The following is a 17,079-nucleotide window of genomic DNA, read 5'->3' as shown; positions in this document are numbered from 1 at the left end:
GGGCGAAAGGCGGTCGAAACGACCGCCTAGCACGTCTCAGGCGGCAGACGCATCCCGGTCGTTCCACAGCCATGCCGCCCCGCGCACCCCCGAGGCGTCGCCGTGGCGGCTCTGCCGGATCGGCGTGTCGAAGCCTCCGCCGAAGATGTGAGGCGCGACCCGCTCCGGCAGGGCGTCATAAATCTCGGAAATCGTCGAGAGGCCGCCCCCGAGCACGATCACGTCCGGGTCGAGCACGTTGACGACACCGGCGATGCCGCGCCCGAGCCGGTCGAGCCAAGCCGAAAAAGTCGCCTGCGCCGCCGCGTCGCCCCCGCGCATCGCCGTGACGATCGCCTCGCCGGTCATCGTCCGGTCGGTGCGCCGGGCGTGATCGGCAGCCAATCCCGGCCCGGAGAGCCAGGTCTCGAGGCAGCCGTGGCGGCCGCAATAGCAGGCGGGGCCCGGCCGCTCGTCGTCGCGAGGGCTCGGCAGCGGGTTGTGGCCCCATTCCCCGGCGATGTGCCGGCGCCCGGACAGGGCCCGGCCCGACAGCGCGATGCCCGATCCGACGCCGGTGCCGAGGATCACCGCCCAGACGACGCCTTCCCCCTGCCCGGCCCCGTCGACCGCCTCGGACACCGCCAGGCAATTGGCGTCGTTCTCCAGCCGCACCGGGCGGGCGAGGACTCTTTCGAGATCCTCGCCCAGCGGCTGGCCGTTGAGCCAGGTCGAGTTGGCGTTCTTGACGAGGCCGGTCTCCGGCACCAGCGCGCCGGGGATGCCGACCCCGACGGTGCCGGTGCCGCCGGCCTCGGCTTCGAGGAAGCCGACGAGGCCGGCGATGGCCCGGAGCGAGGCGTCGTAATCGCCCCGCGGCGTCGCGACGCGCCGCTCGGCCAGGACCCGGCCGGCCTCGTCGAGGGCGATCCCGGCGATCTTGGTGCCGCCGAGATCGATGCCGATGCGAAGGACCGCCATCGCCGTCAGGGCGCGACCGGGACCGGCTTCTCGTCGGCGATCTCGGTGCCGATGGCGAGGGGATTGGCCATCACCTCGCGCAGCTTGACCGGATCGAGCTCGCCCTCCCAGCGGCTCACCACCACGCAGGCGACGCCGTTGCCGACGAGGTTGGTGAGCGCGCGGCACTCCGACATGAACTTGTCGATGCCGAGGATCAGCGCCATCGCGGCGACCGGGACCGGGTTACCGGGAATCGCCGCGAGCGTGGCGGCGAGCGTGATGAAGCCGGCGCCGGTGACGCCCGACGCCCCCTTCGAGGTCAGCATCGCGACCCCGATGATGGTAGCGTATTGCCCGAAGCTGAGATCCGCCCCCACGGCCTGGGCCAGGAACAGGGTCGCCAGCGTCATGTAGATGTTGGTGCCGTCGAGGTTGAACGAGTAGCCGGTCGGGATGACGAGGCCGACGACCGAATCCGAGGCGCCGAGCCGCTTCATCTTCTGCATCATGTGCGGCAGCACCGTCTCGGAGGACGAGGTGCCGAGCACGATCAGGAGCTCGTCCTTGATGTAGGCCAGGAACTTGAGGATCGAGAAGCCGGAGAAGCGCGCGATCGCCCCGAGCACCACGAGCACGAAGAGCAGGCTGGTGAGGTAGAAGGTGGCGACGAGGCCCGCGAGGTTGCCGAGCTTGCCGATGCCGTACTGGCCGATCGTGTAGGCCATGGCACCGAAGGCACCGATCGGCGCGAGCTTCACGATCATGCCGATGATGCGGAAGAAGATCTCGCCCGCCGCCTCGATGGCGTGGATCGCCGGCTTGCCGCGCTCGCCCAAGCCCGTGATGACGACGCCGGTCAGTACCGAGATCAGCAGGATCTGGAGCAGGTCGCCGCCCGCGAAGGCGTCGAAATAGCTCTTGGGGATGATCGCCATGATGTGGGCGACCGTGGAATCGGCCTGCGCCTTGCTGACGTAGCCGGCCACCGCCTTGGCGTCGAGCTGCTCGGCCGTGGCGCCGAAGCCGGCACCCGGCCGCACGATCTCGCCGACAACGACGCCGATGATCAGGGCGAGGGAGGACACGACCTCGAAATAGACGAGCGCCTTGAGGCCGACGCGGCCGACCTTCTTGAGGTCGCCGATCGACGCGATGCCGTGCACGATGGTGCAGAAGATGATCGGCGCGATCATCATCTTGATCAGCGCGATGAAGGCGTCGCCGAGCCACTTCATCGCCTTGGCGGTGTCGGGCGCCACGTAGCCGAGCAGCACGCCGAGGGCGATGGCGATCAGAACCTGGATGTAGAGGACCTTGTACCAGGGCTGCGACGAACCCGGGGCCGTCGCGGACGGCGTGGCGTGCTGCATGTTCGTTCTCTCCCCAGGGGACCGGCCGGCTCGACATCGGCCGTCGCGGCGCGGCCTTCGCCGCATGGCTGTCGGTGTGGAACAGGTCGCGGCGCGAACAGTGTAGGAAGTCCGCCCCGCCCGATCCAATTCGAAAATCCGGGATAACCCTGAGGTCGTCCCGGCTTACGGCCCCGCTGTCTTTGCGACATGGAGGGCCGGTGCCGTCTATCGTTGCCGCACCTCGGACACCGCCGCCGGACACCCGGCCGAAGACCGGGCGCGGTCCGGTCGGAACGCGGCGTGCCGCGTGAGCGCGGCCGCGTCAAGCGTCTGATGGATTACGGGGTGCCATTCAACCGTGCAACGCCGATTCGTCGCGACCGGCGGTGCGCGCCGGACACGAAAAATCCCGGGCTCCGGCTGGGGCGGAACCCGGGATGGGTCGGCATCGGGATGACTCGTCGGACGGAGGCCGCCCTCAGGGCGTCGGCTGGGTCCGGCGCGGGCGCACGGTCCAGCGCTCGAAGGCCGGTGTGCCGTCGTCGCGGGCGGCATCCCCGCCCGGCACCGCGGCGCCGAGCGCCTGGGACAGGCTCTCGATCACGTCGTCGATGCGGGCATCCGCATGCGGCTCGGGAGCCGGCGGCGGGGGCGGCGGCTGGTGCGCCTCTTGCGCGGCCTCGGCCTGGGGCGGCGGGGGCGGCGCCTCGTGGACCGGCTCGGGCTCGGGCTCGGGCGGCGGGGGCGGCGCCGGCTCGGGCGCAGGCGGCGTGGCGATGCGGCGGAGCGCGTTGACCACCCCGCCCTCGTCGCCGTTGCGGCTCGGCGCGGCGTAGCGGCCGAAGCCGTAGCGCGGCTCGATCAGGTCGAGCACGGCGTCGAGGGCGGCGTTGGACAGGCCGATCTCGCCGGGCTGCGGCACGCCCTGGAGCGCGATGCTGCGGCCCTCGTAGGCGGCATCCGCCGTGACCTCGGGGCCGAACCACGGCGGGGCCGGGAAACCGTTCGCCTCGTCGGGATTGTCGAACACCACCGAGACGACGTCGACGTTGCCGGGGGCGACGTAGCGGTCGATCAGGGCGTCGCGGCCGTTGCCGAGGGCCACCTGGGTGCGATCGTAGGCGGCGCGGCCGGCGCAGACGTCGAGGAGCGCGTCGCCATGGGCGCGCGGCACCTCGGTGCGCTCCTCGCTCGTCGTGCCGTTGTCGGAGGTCACCAGCACGAGATGGCACTGGCCACCGTCGACGCGCACGAACGAGGTCCGGCCGGATTGGGGCGGGAAGTAACCTTCGGTGATGCGGGAGGAGCCGCGCTCCTTGCGGATCAGGCGGACCAGCGCCGGCGCAACCTGGAAACGTCGTACGAGGGTCATACGCTCAACTCCACGGGGGTCGCGGCACCCGGCCGCGATCGGCGTCGATTCTCGCGTATCGACCGATCATGGCGCCGGAATCAAGGCCGCCCTCCCTCTACCCCCTGATTTATTGACGGAATTCCATCGTGCAATGCGGGATGCCGGGCCTCATGCGCGTTCCGATCGATCGCTTCGCGATGCGGAAAGCGGCTTCGCTCAGGCGTGTGAAGCCTACGGCTTCACCGCGCGGGCTGATGATACGAGATCCGGAAGTGATCGTCCGGATCTCGTATCATACCAATGGCCCAAGATGCTGACGCATCGGGCCATTGAGCCATCTCGAATTGTCTATGCCAAGCCGGAGGCTCGACGAAAATTCGAGAACGGAACCAAAGGTCGTTTCCAACGACCGTTGGCATCACGCCTGCCTTCGGCCTCGGACAGGTCGATCCGCTCGAACGGGATCGCGGAAAACGCCCGGTCTCCTCGCCTGCCCCCTTCCCGTTCCTCCCCATCGGTGACATCGACCGGGCCTGCGCCCGCTGCCGCCCAGGAGAAGTCCCGTGATCGTCTGCTTCGGCTCCCTGAACGCCGACCTGATCTTCCGCCTCCCCGAGATCCCGCGCTCGGGCCAGACCCTGCTGGCCGACGACCTCGCCGTGCAGGCGGGCGGCAAGGGGGCGAACCAGGCGGTGGCCGCGTCCCGGGACGGGGCGACGGTCGCGATGGTCGGCGCCGTCGGCGGCGACGCCCTCGCCGAGGTCGCGCTCTCGGGCCTGCGCGAGGCCGGCGCCGACATCGCCGGGGTGCGCACGGTCACGGCGGCGACGGGCTGCGCCTCGATCTGGATCGACGCGGCGGGCCGCAACCGCATCGTCGTGGCCCTCGGGGCGAACGCTCACGCCCGGGCGGACCAGGTCGCGGAGGCCGATCTCGCCCGGGCGACGTCGCTGCTCCTCCAGATGGAGGTGCCGGCGGCGGAGACCGCCGCGCTGCTGCGCCGGGCCCGGGCGTCGCACCTGCGCACGATCCTCAATCTCGCCCCCGCCCTGCCGCTCGACATCGAGACCCTGCGCCTCGCCGGCCTCCTCGTCGTCAACGAGGACGAGGCGGAGGCGACCGCCGCGCGGCTCGGCTGCGCGCCGGACGCGGCGTCCCTGCGGGCGGCGCTCGGGATCGACGTGGTGCGCACCCTCGGCGAGGCCGGCTCCGAGGCGGCGACGGCGGACGGCGCCTGGCACGTCCCGGCCCGGGCGATCGACCCGGTCGACACCACCGCGGCGGGCGATTGCTTCGTCGGCGTCCTCGCGGCGGCGCTCGATCGCGGCGCGCCGTTGCGCGCGGCGATGGAGCGGGCGAGCGTCGCGGCGGCCCTCGCCTGCGGGCGGCGGGGCAGCCAGGCGAGCCTGCCGTGGCACGCCGAGACCGACCGGGCGCTCGGGGCCTGATCGGGCGGCCTCGCTCAGACCGGGCAGGTTCCGGGATCGGCCGCGACCGGGAAGGCGGCCTCCCGCGCCTTGATGAGGGCGACGACCGTGTCGTTGACCGGGGTCGGCACGCCGCATGAGCGCCCGAGCCGCGGGATCGCGCCGTTGATGGCCTCGACCTCGCCGCGGCGCCCGGCCCGGTGGTCGAGCAGCATCGAGGGCCGCGCCTCGGGAATCTTGCCGCCGAGGCCGCGGATATGCGCGATCGGATCGCCGACCTGGAGCGTCACCCCCAGCGCCGCCGCCACCGCGACCGCCTCCTCGGCGCAGGCGCGCGCCACCCGCCAGGCCTCCGGATCGGCCATCACGCCGCCGATCGTCAGGCCCGTGAGCGTGGTGGTGCCCGAGAAGGTGACGTTCATGATCAGCTTCTCCCACACCATCCGGCCGAGATCGTCGAACAGGCTGGTCCTGAACCCGGCCGAGTCCCAGATCGCCGCCGCGGCTTCCAGGCGCTCCCGGGGCAGGCCCGCGAAGGCGCCGAAGCGGATCATCTCGAGGCCGTTATGGTGGGCGTGGCCGGGGCCGCGCATCGAGGCGCCGAAGCCGCCGACCACCCCGACGGCGATCCGGTCCGGGTCGACGAATGTCGCCGCCACCTCCGGCGAGCCGAGCCCGTTCTGGATCGTCTGCACCACCGTCCCGGGCCCGATCAGCGGGGCGCAACTCCTGGCCGCCGCCGCGACGTCGAAGGCCTTGGTGGCGACGATGACGAGGTCGCAGGGGCCGATTCCCGCCGTCGTCGTGCCGGCGCTCGCGAGCCGCACGGTGCGGTCGCCGCTCGCCCCCTCGACGCGCAGGCCGTTCTCCCGCATCGCCGCCGCATGGTCGGCCCAGAGCGTGACGGCATGCACCGCGTGGCCCGCCGACGTCATGAGTCCCGCATAGACCGAGCCCATGGCTCCGCATCCGACGATCGCGACCTTCGCCATCCTGTTCCCTCCCGGGGGCATCGTCCGGTTCCGGCGCGCCCGTCTCGTTGGAGGACAATCGATAGGACCTGCGGGCCGCTGTCCAGATGGAAAGATCGGTGCGGGAAGCCTCCTCTCCCCGCGGGCGGGGAGAGGGCTGTGTCTCCGTTCAGGAGACGCAGCAAGCGGAGGCGCAGCCGGAGCGAGGGTGAGGGGGTGCCTCAGGATGAGGCTCATCCGGAAACACCCCCTCACCCTCGCCCTTCGGGCTCGCTGCGCTCCCTAGACGGGAGCACAGCCCTCTCCCCGCCCGCGGGGAGAGGAGAGAGCCCGCGCCACGTCTTTGCCCGGACGGCCCTGCGCCCGCCGAGAGAGGGGGAAGTCCGCGCTTTTCCGTATCCCCGGGGTAAGCCGGGGCCAGGCAGACGAACGGAACACTGTGCATCGTCGCTGGCCGATCCGGCGCCGCTGGCCTATCAGACGGTAGGAGCTTTCCTCTCATTCGTCATACAAGGAGCCTGATGCCCAAGCTGGCGAGCCTCGCCGTCGCTGCCTTGCTGCTGGTAGGCGCCGTTCCGCATGAGGCGAGCGCGGAGCCGTCCGGCCCGCAGCTTACCTATTCCTGGCCGACCAATGTCGGCCCGCTGAACCCGCATCTCTACGCGCCCAACCAGATGTTCGCGCAAGCCAGCGTCTACGAGCCGCTGGTGAAGGTGCAGGCCGACGGCACGGTGGGACCCTGGCTCGCCACCGCCTGGACGATCTCGCCGGACGGGCGGACCTACGACTTCACCCTGCGCCCCGGCGTCACCTTCAGCGACGGGACGCCGTTCGATGCCGCAGCGGTGAAGGCGAATGTCGACGCGATCCTGGCCAACCGCGCGCGCCACGACTGGCTCGACCTGACCCGGCAGATCGACCGCACCGAGGTCGCCGGCCCCCTCGCCTTCCGGCTGGTGCTCAAGGCCGCCCACGATCCGACCTTGCGGGAACTCGCGCTGCCGCGGCCCTTCCGCTTCGTCTCGCCCGCCGCAATGGGGCCGGGCGGCACCACCGCCCAAGGCATCACGGCGCCGGTCGGCACCGGGCCGTGGCGGCTCGTCGAGACCCGGCTCGGCATCTCCGATACGTTCGCCGCCAACCCGACCTACTGGGGCGACAAGCCGGCCTTCGCGCGCCTCGTCGTCAAGGTCATCCCGGATCCCAACACCCGCGCCATCGCGCTCCAGACCGGCGAGGTCGATCTCGTCTACGGCGCCGCCGGGCAGATTCCGTCGGAGGCCTTCCTGCGCCTGCGCGACCAGGCCCCGGCCTTCTCCGCCGCCGTGTCGGGCCCGCTCGCCACCCGGGTCCTCGCGCTCAACTCCGCGCGCTTTCCCACCGACGATCCGGCGGTGCGGCACGCGATCAACCGGGCGGTCGACAAGGACACCCTGGTCCGCACCGTCCTCGACGGGCTCGAGCCCCGGGCCGATTTCCTGTTTTCCCCACGATCCCCTACGCCGATGTCGGGCTCGCGCCCTACCCCTTCGACCGGGCGGCGGCGGACAGCCTCCTCGACGGGGCCGGCTGGGCGAAGGGCCGCGACGGGATGCGGGCGAAGGCCGGGCGCCCGCTGGCGGTCGAACTCGATTTCGTCGGCACCAACGCACAGCAGAAGGCGATCGCCGAGGTGATCCAGGCCGACCTCGCCCGCATCGGCATCGCCGTGCGCCTCGTCGGCGAGGAGGAGAGCGCGATCCTCGCCCGCCAGAAGGACGGGCGCTTCGGCCTGATCTTCGGCGAGACCTGGGGCCCGCCCTACGATCCGGCCTCCTTCGTCAGCGCGATGCGGGCGCCGTCCCACGCCGATTACCAGGCGCAGAAGGGCCTGCCCGACAAGGCGGAGATCGACGCCACGATCACGGCGGCGCTCGCCGCGACCGACCCGGGCGAGCGGCAGCGCCTCTACGCGAAGCTCCTGACCGCGCTCCACGCGGCGGCAATCTACCTGCCGATCTCCCACGCCGTGGCGATCGAGGTCCACCGCGCCACGGTCGCGGGCGTGCGGTTCGGCGCGACGCTCAACGAGATCCCCTTCGCGGCCATGCGGCCGGCGGGAGGGGCCCGCTGATGCTGCGCTTTGCCGCCGCCCGCCTGGCGCTGATCCCCCCGATGCTGCTCGGCGTCTCGCTCCTCGTCTTCACCATGCTGCGGCTGGGGCCGGGCGACCCGGCGCTCGACTACTTGCGCCTGTCGCAGGTCCCGCCGACCGATGCGGCCATCGCCGATGCGCGGGCGATGCTCGGCCTCGACCGGGCCTTCGCGGTCCAGTACCTCGACTGGCTGCGGCACGCGCTGCAGGGCGATTTCGGCCTCTCCTACGCCACCCGCCGGCCGGTGCTGCCGGAGCTTCTGGGCTACCTGCCCGCCACCCTCGAACTCGCCGGGACGGCGCTCGTGGTCAGCCTCGCCACGAGCCTGCCGCTCGGCGCCTGGGCGGCCGGGCATCGCGGCGGATGGCAGGACCGGCTGGTGCGCGGCATCGCGGTGCTCGGGGTCTCGCTGCCGAATTTCTGGGTCGCCTTCCTGCTCGTCGCGGCCTTCTCGGTGTGGCTCGGCTGGCTGCCGGCGATGGGGAGCGGCACGGCGCTCCACCTCGTCATGCCGGCGCTCGCGATCGGCCTGATGTCGCTCTCGGTCAATGCCCGGCTCCTGCGGGCGAGCATGCTGGAGGTCGCGGGCGCACGCCACGTGCTCTACGCCCGCCTGCGCGGTCTTCCCGAGCGCGCCGTGACCCGCCGCCACGTGTTTCGCAACGCCCTCGTGCCCGTCGTCACGGCGACGGGGATGCATGTCGGCGAGCTCCTGGGCGGCGCGCTGGTGGTCGAGACGATCTTTTCCTGGCCGGGCATCGGCCGCTACGCCGTCTCGGCGATCTACGACCGCGACTATCCGGTGATCCAGTGCTTCACCCTGGTGATGACGGTGGTGTTCGTCCTGAGCAACCTCGCGGTCGACCTCGTCTATGCCTGGCTCGATCCGCGCATCCGCCTCGGGGGAGACGCCGCGTGAGCATCGCCGGATTCGCCCTCTCCCGGCCGGGACCCGTTGCCGTCGCCGGCGGGCTCGCCGCCGGCTTCGTGCTGCTCGCCCTCGTCGGACCGCTCGCGGCGCCCCACGATCCCCTGGCGGTCGATCTCACCCACCGCTTCGAGGCGCCCGGGCTGTCCCATCTCCTCGGCACCGACCATCTCGGCCGCGACATCCTCTCCCGCCTGATCGCCGGGCCCGCACCACCCTCGGCTCGGTCCTCGTCGTCCTCGGCCTCGTTCTCGCGCTCGGCCTCGCGGTCGGGGGGCTCGCCGGGATGGTGGGCGGAAAGGTCGACGCCGTCCTGATGCGCCTGTGCGACGTCTTCCTCACCGTGCCGACCTTCGTGCTGGCCCTGTTCATGGTCGGGGCGCTGGGCACCGGCCTCGTCAACGTGGTGGCGGCGATCGTGCTGTCGCACTGGGCCTGGTACGCCCGCATCGTGCGCGGCCTCGTGCTCGAGCTGAAGACCCGCGACTACGTTCTGGCGGCGCGGATCGCCGGCGCGCCGCCCTTCGCCATCTTCGCCGAGCACGTGCTGCCCGGCGTGGTGCCGCCGCTCGCCGCGCTCGCCACCCTCGATATCGGCCACATGGCGCTCCACGTCGCCGGGCTCTCCTTCCTCGGCCTCGGGGTGCAGCCGCCGACCCCGGAATGGGGAGTGATGATCAACGACGCCCGCCCGTTCTTCTGGACCCGGCCGTTCGTCGTGGTCTGGCCGGGCCTGGCGATCGCGCTCGCGGTCTTCGCCTTCAACCGCCTCGGCGACGCCCTGCGCGACCGCCTCGACCCGACCCTCGTCGCGGGACGCGGCCTGTGAGCGCGGGGACGCTGCGCATCGAGGGCCTGTCCATCCAGACTTGGCGCGGGCGCGAGCCGGTGCCCCTGGTGCGGGACGTGACCCTGGACCTGCACAGAGGCGAGGTCCTGGCCCTCGTCGGCGCCAGCGGCTCCGGCAAGTCGCTCGCCTGCGCCGGCCTCCTCGGCGTGCTGCCGCCGGGCACGAAGGCGGCGGGCGGGCGCATCCTCCTCGACGGCGCGGAGGTGCGGCCCGCCGCCTTGCGCGGCCGGGCCGTCGCCAGCGTGCTCCAGGCCCCGCGCACCGCCTTCAACCCCCTGCGGACGATCCGCGACCATGCCGGCGAGACCCTGGCGGTGGCGGGAATCAGCGGCCGGGCCGGGCGGGGGGCCATGACCGAGGCCCTGCGGGAGGTCCTGGACGCGGTCGGGCTCGGCGAGGATCCGGGCGTGCCGGACCTCTACCCGTTCCAGATGTCGGGCGGGATGCTGCAACGGGCGATGATCGCCCTGGCGCTCCTCTCCCGGGCGCCCTTCCTCGTCGCCGACGAGCCGACCACCGACCTCGACCTCGTCGCGCAGGCCGGCATCCTCGATCTCCTCGCCCGGCTCGTCCGCACGCACGACCTGGGATTGCTGATCGTGACCCACGATTTCGGCGTCGTCGCCCGCCTCGCCGACCGGGTGGCGGTGATGGAGGACGGCCGCATCGTCGAGACGGGCGAGGCCGCCCGACTGTTCGCTGCGCCCGCGCATCCGGCGACGCAGGCTCTTCTCGCCGCCCATCGCGCGCTGCACGAGGTCATGGCATGACGGCGTTGCTGACGGCGGACGGGCTCGGCAAGACCTATCCGGGCACCGGCTGGCGGAAGGCCGTCCGGCCGGTCCTGGCCGGGATCGACCTCGCCCTGGCGGAGGGCGAGTGCGTCGCCCTGATCGGCCGCAGCGGCTCGGGCAAGAGCACGCTCGCCCGCCTGCTCCTCGGGCTGGAAGACGCCGATGCCGGGACGGTGCGGTTTCGCGGCACGCCCCTCGGCACCCTCGACCGCGACGGCCGGCGGGCCCTGCGCGCCGCCGTGCAGATGGTGCTCCAGGATCCGCTCTCCGCGGTGAACCCCCGGCACACGGTCGGGCGGATCGTCGCCGAGCCCCTGCGCCACCTGACCGGCCTGTCGCGCCCCGAGCGGGAGGCGCGGGTTGCCGAGACCCTCGACATGGTCGGCCTCGATCCCGCCGCGGCCGGCCGCCTGCCCGGCCAGCTCTCCGGTGGCCAGGTGCAGCGGGTGGGGCTCGCCCGGGCGCTCGCCACCCGGCCCGCCCTCATCGTCCTCGACGAGGCGGTCTCGAACCTGGACGCGCCGCGCCAGGTCGATATCCTCGACCGCCTGTCGGACCTGCGCCGCCGGCACGGGACCGCCTTCCTCCTCGTCACCCACGACGTGCGGCTGGCGCGCCGCTTCGCCGACCGGGTCGTGGTGCTGAGCGAGGGGCGGATCGTCGACATGTCGGCGTGCAGGCCGGCCCTCGCCCTGACGCACCCGGCGGCGCGCGCCCTCCTGGACGCCGTCCTGCCGGCCATGCCTTGAGGAGACCGGTCGATGCAGCGGATCACCGTCACCCTCGATCCGGACCTCGTCGCCGAGGTCGACCGGGTCGCCGAGCGGCGCGGCTATGCCGGCCGTTCGGAGGCGATGCGCGACCTCCTGCGGCGCGGCCTCGCCGAGGCCCGCCGCGCCCTCGATCCCGACCTGTCGGGCGTCGCGACCTTCACCTTCGTGGCCGAGGCCGGCGTGCGCGATCTCGGCCAGCGCCTGGCGGCGATCCAGCAGCGGCGGCACGACCTCGTGATCGCGCAGCTCACGGTGCCCCTCGACCACGAGGCGAGCCTGCACACGCTCCTCGTCCGCGGCCGGGTGCGGGACATCCTCGATTTCGCCGACGAGGTCGCGACCCAGCGCGGCATCCGCCACGACAGCCTCTCGATCATCCCGGCCCGGATCGAGCTCGGCCACCACGATCACGGCCCCGATCCGCAGCCCCGGGATTCGCATCCCCGGGACCCGCATCCCCATGAGCATATCCGGACGTGATCCGCGCCGGTCGCGGCACGGTCCGGACGGGTGCGGCGGCGCCCATGCCCCCCGACACCCACACCCCTGAAAGGAGCCACGCATGACCCCCGAACAGAAGCTCGCCGAGCTCGGCCTGACCCTGCCCCAGGTGCCGGTGCCGGTCGCCAACTACGTGCCCTACCGCATCGTCGGCGACCTGCTCTACCTCTCGGGCCAGGGCCCGAAGCGCCCGGACGGCACCTACCGCCCCGGCCGGCTCGGCCGCGACGCCACGATCGAGGAGGGCTATGCCGACGCGCAACTGGCCGGCCTTCAGCTCCTCGCCGTCGCCAAGGCGGCGCTCGGCGACCTGTCGCGGATCAAGGCCGTGGTGAAGCTCCTCGGGATGGTCAATGCCGAGCCCGATTTCGCCGACCATCCGAAGGTCATCAACGGCTGCTCGGACCTCTTGGTGAACGTGCTCGGCGATGCCGGCCGCCATGCCCGCTCGGCGGTCGGCATGGGCTCGCTGCCCAACGCCATGACGGTCGAGGTCGAGGCGATCCTGCAGATCACGCCTTGAGGCGAATCAAGGCGCTCCGCCGGGTTCGGTCGGGTGCGCGTCGCTCGCGCGACGTGCCGGGAACAGGATAAGGACGGAGACCCTTTCTCTCGGGCATCGTCCGGGATCGGCGCTAGCGTCGATCCGGTCGTCCCGACTCCCTCCGCGTCTTTCGGGCAACCTCGGAACGGCGCGGAGGACCTGAAAACCGGCAAGACCGATCGAACGGAAACTTTTCCTGTCGGATCAAGCGATGATATTTTGCGTCGCGGCCTCGGATCCAACGACCGGCTCCGCCTCGGACCGTCGAACGGTCCCCCGATCCCGGTCGCTGCCGGACGAAAGCGGCCGGAGATAGACGTCGTCGAAGCAGGCGACCTTCCGCAGGGCCGCGACGTCCGGGATGCCGAGTCGCTGCCGCCTGAGCGTGATCAGGCCGGCCTGGCGCAGTTCCTGGAGCGTGCGGTTCACGTGGACGGTCGAGATCCCGACCGTCTCGCCGAGATCCTCCTGCGTGAGCGGCAGAAGACAACCGGTCTCGTCGGCCAGCCCGACCGCCTGCAGGCGGGAGACGATCTCGCAGAACAGGTGTGCGATGCGCTCCCGGGCGGTGCGAAACCCGATATTGGCGGTCCATTCCCGCTGAATGGCCGATGTCGCCAGCATGTCGAGCCAGACGGCGCGCCGGATGGACGGATGGCTTTCCATCGCGGCGAGGAGGATGGGACCGGGAATCCGGGCGGCGCGCACCGGCGTCAGCGTGCCGATCGCGTAGTTGACGGGGCTGGGACAATCGATCGGGGCCCCGCACAGGTCCCCGGGCAGGAGATAGGCGGTGATGTGCCGGCGTCCGTCCTCCAGTTGCTTGTAGAGGCAGGCCCAGCCCTCGAGGACCGCCCACACCGCCTTGGCGGCGGCTCCCTCCTGGAGCAGGTCGCGGCCGGGGCCGATCCAGGCGGCCTCGTGGACGAGCCGGGCCAGGACCGCCTCGTCTTCCGGCGGGAGGTGGACGTAGCGGCCGAGCTTGCGGATCAGGTGATGGGGCATCCCCGGCCTCGGCCTCGACGGTCCCGGCAGGAGGATGCGGGTCGCCGGGCCTCCCGCATTGATCTGGATCAAACGGGCCGTCACGCTCCGGGCCGGGCCGGCTCACTCGACGGTGTTGGGCGCCACGACGTTGCCGGTCCCGTGATCGCCGTTGTCGATGCTGCTGCCGAAGGGGTAGCCCGCATCCTCGCCGCAGGTCAGCCGCCAGCCGTTGCGGGAATTCACCACGATCGCCGCGGCCGGGAAGAAGCCGCCGGTGCGAAAGCGGTTGCCGGTGACCACGTTGTCGGACGGCGTCTGGTGGCGCACCGTGCCGCCCTCGCCGCAATTCCGGTAGAGGCGCACGCCGCCCTGCCCGCGCAGCACGAACCGGTTGCCGGTGATGCGGTTGCGCGCCGAACCGTCGACGGCGACGGCCTCGCGCGCGGTCTCGGTCTCGATGTCGTTGTCCTCGATGCGGTTCTCGGCGCTCTCGGCGTCGAGGTAGAGCGCAGTCGAGACCGAGCGGCCGGCGAGCCGCGAGCCCTGCAGGGTGACCCGGGTGACGCCGGGTCCGAGATAGAGCGGAATCGGCCCGGCCGCGACGATGGTCGTGCCGGTGATCGTCACGCCGGTCGGCGCGGCGGCTTGCGCGCGCTCGGTATGGCCCAGGCTGTGGGAGGAATCGCGGAGCAGGGGCCCCTGCCCGTTCTCGCCCATGCCCCAGATCCGGACATGGCCGAACACCGTGCAGTCGCGGATACGGATGTCGGAGGGGCGGTCCCAGGCCTCGCCCGGGCGGGTGGGAGCCTTCGAGCGGATCGCGATCGTGTAGGCGCCGAGATGAGCCGGCACGTCCGGCCGGCCGAGGGTGGCGCCGGCGCAATCGAGCGTGAGGCCGGAGGCCCGCCCGCCCTCGATCTCGATGCGCTTGAGGATGCGATCGCCGGGCGACAGGCGCAGGCTGCAGGTGAGGGAGACGGCGTCGTCGTCGACCGTCGGCGGCGCACGCAGACGCGCGAGAACGGCCGCGTCACAGGGCGCGGCCGTTGCTGCCCGCACGAGGGCGGGAGGTTCGGGGGGGAAGGGTGCCGGGATCACGCCGTGAGCCGGCGGAGCACGCCCACCCCGCCGGGATGGCGGGAGGGACGCGCCGACTTGCCTACCACCGGCCGCTGCTGGAGGAGTGCATGCTGCGCTCGACCGCCGCGAGGGCGCTGGCCTCGGCCTTGGCCTCGGTCGGATGCGGGCGATCGGAGCGCTCGATCAGCTTGCCGTTCCGGCGGATGGCCCACTGGTACTGGCCGGCCGGCTTGGTGATGGGAGAAATCTCGATGGTGAAGGGAGTGGAAGTGTTGTCTGCCATGACGCCGATATAGGGGAGGCGCGCGCGGATTTCCACCCGCCTGCCCCCGGATCGACGCGCAGCCGTCATGCACGCGGGTCGGGGATGCCGTCCCGGCGCTCGGCGTCGGCGGCCGCATCCTCGCCGAAATCCCTCGCACGGCCGGGTCGGGTCGTGGAATCCGCGCCCCGCGCGGCACGGTCGAGACACCCCTCCTCCGCGCGACGCCGGTTGCGAGACTTCGGCATGCGCCACCCCCGCCGCCGGGGACGAGTCGCCGGGAGCCGTTCCGGGGCCGGGGACGGTAGGCGACGTGTTGCCGTTCCGCATCACCCTGCGGATTTCACCTCCCCGCATGCTCCGCACCGATCCGCCGGACGTGCTCGGTGTCCCGTTGTTTCTTGCAGAAACACAACGGCTTGCCTTGGCACGGCACGTCCACTCTGGAATCAGACGAAATAAGATGAAGAAGTCACGGCATGACATGCTCTTGTGAGATCGTATTCGGGGTGATTGATTGATCAAGCGATAGTTTAGAGAAGTTCGGAGTTGGGGAATGCCGGCAATCTCGATCGATGCGCTGCATCGTGGCGAGGGCGTGAAGCTGCGGCGATTCCTCACGCGCCGTCTCGGCGACCCGGTGGACGCGGCCGACGCGCATCAGGAGACCTATCTCCTGATGATCGCGGCGCTCGCGCGGACGAAGATCGAGCAGCCCTCGGCCTTCCTGTTCCAGATCGCCAGCAACGTGGCGCGCCGGATGCGCAACCGGCAGCGGCTGGAGGGCACGATCTTCCAGGCGATCGACGAGGACGACTGGGCCGGCCTCGCCGACCGCCACGCCCTGCCGGAGCGACAGGCGATGGCCCGCCAGGATCTTCGGCGGCTGGCCGCCGCCATCGACGAATTGCCGCCGCGGTGCCGCGAGGTCTTCCTGCTCGCGCGCATCGACGGTCTGGCGAACGGCGAGGTGGCGGACAGGCTCGGCATCAGCCGGAACATGGTCGAGAAGCACCTGATCAAGGCGCTCCTGCATTGCCGGCGCCGCTGCGGCGATCTTTTCTGAGGAACGGATGTCAGGAATCCGACGGCTCGGCGATCATAGAGCGTAGGGCTTGCCGCCCCGGACCGTCCGGGCGCGACAGGATCCTCGAGGACGCCGGTGGCCATCGACGAGACCCAGGACGACGGACCCCATGACGGCGACGATCCGACCGACGCGGCTGCCGCCGCCTGGGTCGTGCGCCTCTCCTCGACCGATGCCACCGAGGCCGACCGGGCGGCGTTCGAGGCCTGGTGCGCGGCCGATCCGGTCCATGCCGTCGCCTATGCCGAGATGGACGCCCTGTGGCGCCGGCTCGGCCACCTGCCGGATCGCGAATCCCCGCCCCCCGCGTCCCGGTTCGAACAAAAGCCGCGGCCCGACAGGCCCGGCCTGCCTCGCCGCCCTCCTCGTCCTCGGGAGCGCCCTGGCCTACCGGGCCGGCCTCGCCGACTGGGTGCGCGCCGATCTGTGGAGCGGGGTCGGCGACATCACCCACGCGACCCTGCCCGACGGCAGCCGCGTCGACCTGAATACCGGCACGGCGCTCGCCCTGCATTTCGGCGACCGGGAGCGCCGGGTCGCGCTCCTGCGCGGCGAGGCGGTGTTCGACGTCGTCCGCGATCCCGGACGGCCCTTCATCGTCGAGGGCGGCGGGCTCAGCGTCCGGGCCGTCGGCACGGTGTTCTACGTCCGCGCCGACGGCGCCGGCCGGCCGGTCGGCGTCGCCGAGGGTCGCGTCGCCGTCACGGCGGCGGGCCGGCCGCTCGAGGTCGCGGCCGGAGAGGCGCTCGCCGACGGCGACGCGCCCCGGGTCGTCGCGGCGGATGTCGCCCGGGCGATGGCCTGGCGCGACGGGCGCCTGATCGTCTCGGGCGAGCGCCTGTCCGAGGTGCTGGCCGAGCTCGCGCGCTACAGACCCGGGCGCATCCTCCTCCTCGACGGGCAGGCCGGCGCGCGGCGCGTCACCGGCGCCTTCGACCCGCACCACACCGACGACGCCCTCGACGCGATCGCCGCCAGCCTGTCGCTTCGCGTCACCCGGGTCACTCCGCTCCTGGTCCTGGTCGGCTCGCCGCTCTGAAACTTTTTTCGAGAAATCGCGCGATCGGACGTCAGGAGTTTGCCGCCCCGTTG

The 17,079-nt window shown here is 72.1% G+C and carries 15 protein-coding genes and 3 pseudogenes; 11 read left to right on the top strand and 7 right to left on the bottom strand.

Annotation, left to right across the window (positions count from 1 at the left end; genetic code table 11):
• Positions 1-36 precede the first annotated feature (36 nt).
• The 3 genes from F1D61_RS04275 to F1D61_RS04265 form a co-directional block, all read right to left on the bottom strand.
• Positions 37-960: an ROK family protein gene (locus F1D61_RS04275; protein ID WP_203156651.1), complete on the bottom strand. Its 924-nt coding sequence runs from the start codon at positions 958-960 to the stop codon at positions 37-39.
• Positions 961-965: 5 nt separating this feature from the next.
• The gene (locus tag F1D61_RS04270) at positions 966-2,312 is read right to left on the bottom strand and encodes a dicarboxylate/amino acid:cation symporter (RefSeq protein WP_203156650.1); all 1,347 of its coding nucleotides are present in this window, start codon (positions 2,310-2,312) and stop codon (positions 966-968) included.
• A 460-nt stretch (positions 2,313-2,772) separates the two neighbouring features.
• Complete coding sequence (locus tag F1D61_RS04265; RefSeq protein WP_203156649.1) at positions 2,773-3,666, bottom strand: hypothetical protein; 894 nt, start codon at positions 3,664-3,666, stop codon at positions 2,773-2,775.
• A 545-nt stretch (positions 3,667-4,211) separates the two neighbouring features.
• Between F1D61_RS04265 and F1D61_RS04260 the strand changes: the two genes are divergently transcribed.
• Complete coding sequence (locus F1D61_RS04260) at positions 4,212-5,096, top strand: ribokinase (protein WP_203156648.1); 885 nt, start codon at positions 4,212-4,214, stop codon at positions 5,094-5,096.
• A 14-nt stretch (positions 5,097-5,110) separates the two neighbouring features.
• Here the strand turns inward: F1D61_RS04260 and F1D61_RS04255 are convergent, their stop codons facing one another.
• Positions 5,111-6,067, bottom strand: a complete 957-nt coding sequence (locus tag F1D61_RS04255; protein WP_203156647.1) for a ketopantoate reductase family protein — start codon at positions 6,065-6,067, stop codon at positions 5,111-5,113.
• A 500-nt stretch (positions 6,068-6,567) separates the two neighbouring features.
• On the opposite strand from F1D61_RS04255, the pseudogene nikA reads away from it, so the two are divergent.
• The 7 genes and pseudogenes from nikA (at position 6,568) to F1D61_RS04215 (ending at position 12,550) form a co-directional block, all read left to right on the top strand.
• A pseudogene (nikA, locus tag F1D61_RS35235) lies at positions 6,568-8,159 on the top strand (nickel ABC transporter substrate-binding protein).
• Positions 8,159-9,100: a nickel ABC transporter permease subunit NikB gene (gene nikB, locus F1D61_RS04240; protein ID WP_203156644.1), complete on the top strand. Its 942-nt coding sequence runs from the start codon at positions 8,159-8,161 to the stop codon at positions 9,098-9,100. The pseudogene nikA and the gene nikB overlap by 1 nt, the downstream one beginning before the upstream one ends.
• A pseudogene (nikC, locus tag F1D61_RS04235) lies at positions 9,097-9,938 on the top strand (nickel ABC transporter permease subunit NikC). The gene nikB and the pseudogene nikC overlap by 4 nt, the downstream one beginning before the upstream one ends.
• Positions 9,935-10,729, top strand: coding sequence for an ATP-binding cassette domain-containing protein (locus F1D61_RS04230; protein WP_203156643.1), 795 nt, complete (start codon positions 9,935-9,937; stop codon positions 10,727-10,729). The pseudogene nikC and the gene F1D61_RS04230 overlap by 4 nt, the downstream one beginning before the upstream one ends.
• Positions 10,726-11,502, top strand: coding sequence for an ATP-binding cassette domain-containing protein (locus F1D61_RS04225; protein WP_203156642.1), 777 nt, complete (start codon positions 10,726-10,728; stop codon positions 11,500-11,502). Before F1D61_RS04230 ends, F1D61_RS04225 begins: the two co-directional genes overlap by 4 nt.
• Positions 11,503-11,514: 12 nt before the next feature.
• Positions 11,515-12,006: a nickel-responsive transcriptional regulator NikR gene (gene nikR / locus F1D61_RS04220; RefSeq protein WP_203156641.1), complete on the top strand. Its 492-nt coding sequence runs from the start codon at positions 11,515-11,517 to the stop codon at positions 12,004-12,006.
• An 82-nt stretch (positions 12,007-12,088) separates the two neighbouring features.
• On the top strand, positions 12,089-12,550 hold the full coding sequence (locus F1D61_RS04215) for a RidA family protein (RefSeq protein ID WP_203156640.1): 462 nt from the start codon (positions 12,089-12,091) through the stop codon (positions 12,548-12,550).
• A 225-nt stretch (positions 12,551-12,775) separates the two neighbouring features.
• Here the strand turns inward: F1D61_RS04215 and F1D61_RS04210 are convergent, their stop codons facing one another.
• The 3 genes from F1D61_RS04210 to F1D61_RS04200 all read right to left on the bottom strand — a co-directional run bounded on the left by F1D61_RS04210 (position 12,776) and on the right by F1D61_RS04200 (position 14,921).
• Positions 12,776-13,576 carry a Crp/Fnr family transcriptional regulator gene (locus F1D61_RS04210; RefSeq protein WP_203156639.1) on the bottom strand — a complete coding sequence of 267 codons (801 nt, stop codon included), beginning with the start codon at positions 13,574-13,576 and terminating at the stop codon, positions 12,776-12,778.
• Positions 13,577-13,678: 102 nt separating this feature from the next.
• A complete protein-coding gene (locus tag F1D61_RS04205) occupies positions 13,679-14,617 on the bottom strand; it encodes a right-handed parallel beta-helix repeat-containing protein (protein ID WP_203156638.1) in 939 nt (312 codons plus the stop codon).
• A 100-nt stretch (positions 14,618-14,717) separates the two neighbouring features.
• Positions 14,718-14,921, bottom strand: a complete 204-nt coding sequence (locus tag F1D61_RS04200) for a hypothetical protein (protein WP_203158921.1) — start codon at positions 14,919-14,921, stop codon at positions 14,718-14,720.
• A gap of 535 nt (positions 14,922-15,456) precedes the next feature.
• Here F1D61_RS04200 and F1D61_RS04195 point away from each other — a divergent pair.
• From F1D61_RS04195 to F1D61_RS04190, 3 genes and pseudogenes are all read left to right on the top strand, one after another.
• Positions 15,457-15,966 carry an RNA polymerase sigma factor gene (locus F1D61_RS04195; protein ID WP_203156637.1) on the top strand — a complete coding sequence of 170 codons (510 nt, stop codon included), beginning with the start codon at positions 15,457-15,459 and terminating at the stop codon, positions 15,964-15,966.
• Positions 15,967-16,062: 96 nt separating this feature from the next.
• Positions 16,063-16,188: pseudogene (locus F1D61_RS34975) on the top strand (DUF4880 domain-containing protein); the annotation flags it as partial.
• A 28-nt stretch (positions 16,189-16,216) separates the two neighbouring features.
• The gene (locus F1D61_RS04190) at positions 16,217-17,026 is read left to right on the top strand and encodes a FecR family protein (RefSeq protein WP_246775705.1); all 810 of its coding nucleotides are present in this window, start codon (positions 16,217-16,219) and stop codon (positions 17,024-17,026) included.
• The last annotated feature ends 53 nt before the right edge of the window (positions 17,027-17,079 follow it).

The sequence above is a fragment of the Methylobacterium aquaticum genome (assembly GCF_016804325.1).
GTDB lineage: Bacteria > Pseudomonadota > Alphaproteobacteria > Rhizobiales > Beijerinckiaceae > Methylobacterium > Methylobacterium aquaticum_C.
This window is presented reverse-complemented; position numbering and strand designations above follow the sequence as displayed.

Coding starts and splice junctions, on each gene's coding strand:
- F1D61_RS04275 (WP_203156651.1), bottom strand. CDS start 960: ATGGCGGTCCTTCGCATCGGCATCGATCTCGGCGGCACCAAGATCGCC.
- F1D61_RS04270 (WP_203156650.1), bottom strand. CDS start 2,312: ATGCAGCACGCCACGCCGTCCGCGACGGCCCCGGGTTCGTCGCAGCCC.
- F1D61_RS04265 (WP_203156649.1), bottom strand. CDS start 3,666: ATGACCCTCGTACGACGTTTCCAGGTTGCGCCGGCGCTGGTCCGCCTG.
- F1D61_RS04255 (WP_203156647.1), bottom strand. CDS start 6,067: ATGGCGAAGGTCGCGATCGTCGGATGCGGAGCCATGGGCTCGGTCTAT.
- nikB (WP_203156644.1), top strand. CDS start 8,159: ATGCTGCGCTTTGCCGCCGCCCGCCTGGCGCTGATCCCCCCGATGCTG.
- F1D61_RS04225 (WP_203156642.1), top strand. CDS start 10,726: ATGACGGCGTTGCTGACGGCGGACGGGCTCGGCAAGACCTATCCGGGC.
- nikR (WP_203156641.1), top strand. CDS start 11,515: ATGCAGCGGATCACCGTCACCCTCGATCCGGACCTCGTCGCCGAGGTC.
- F1D61_RS04215 (WP_203156640.1), top strand. CDS start 12,089: ATGACCCCCGAACAGAAGCTCGCCGAGCTCGGCCTGACCCTGCCCCAG.
- F1D61_RS04210 (WP_203156639.1), bottom strand. CDS start 13,576: ATGCCCCATCACCTGATCCGCAAGCTCGGCCGCTACGTCCACCTCCCG.
- F1D61_RS04200 (WP_203158921.1), bottom strand. CDS start 14,921: ATGGCAGACAACACTTCCACTCCCTTCACCATCGAGATTTCTCCCATC.
- F1D61_RS04195 (WP_203156637.1), top strand. CDS start 15,457: ATGCCGGCAATCTCGATCGATGCGCTGCATCGTGGCGAGGGCGTGAAG.
- F1D61_RS04190 (WP_246775705.1), top strand. CDS start 16,217: ATGCCGTCGCCTATGCCGAGATGGACGCCCTGTGGCGCCGGCTCGGCC.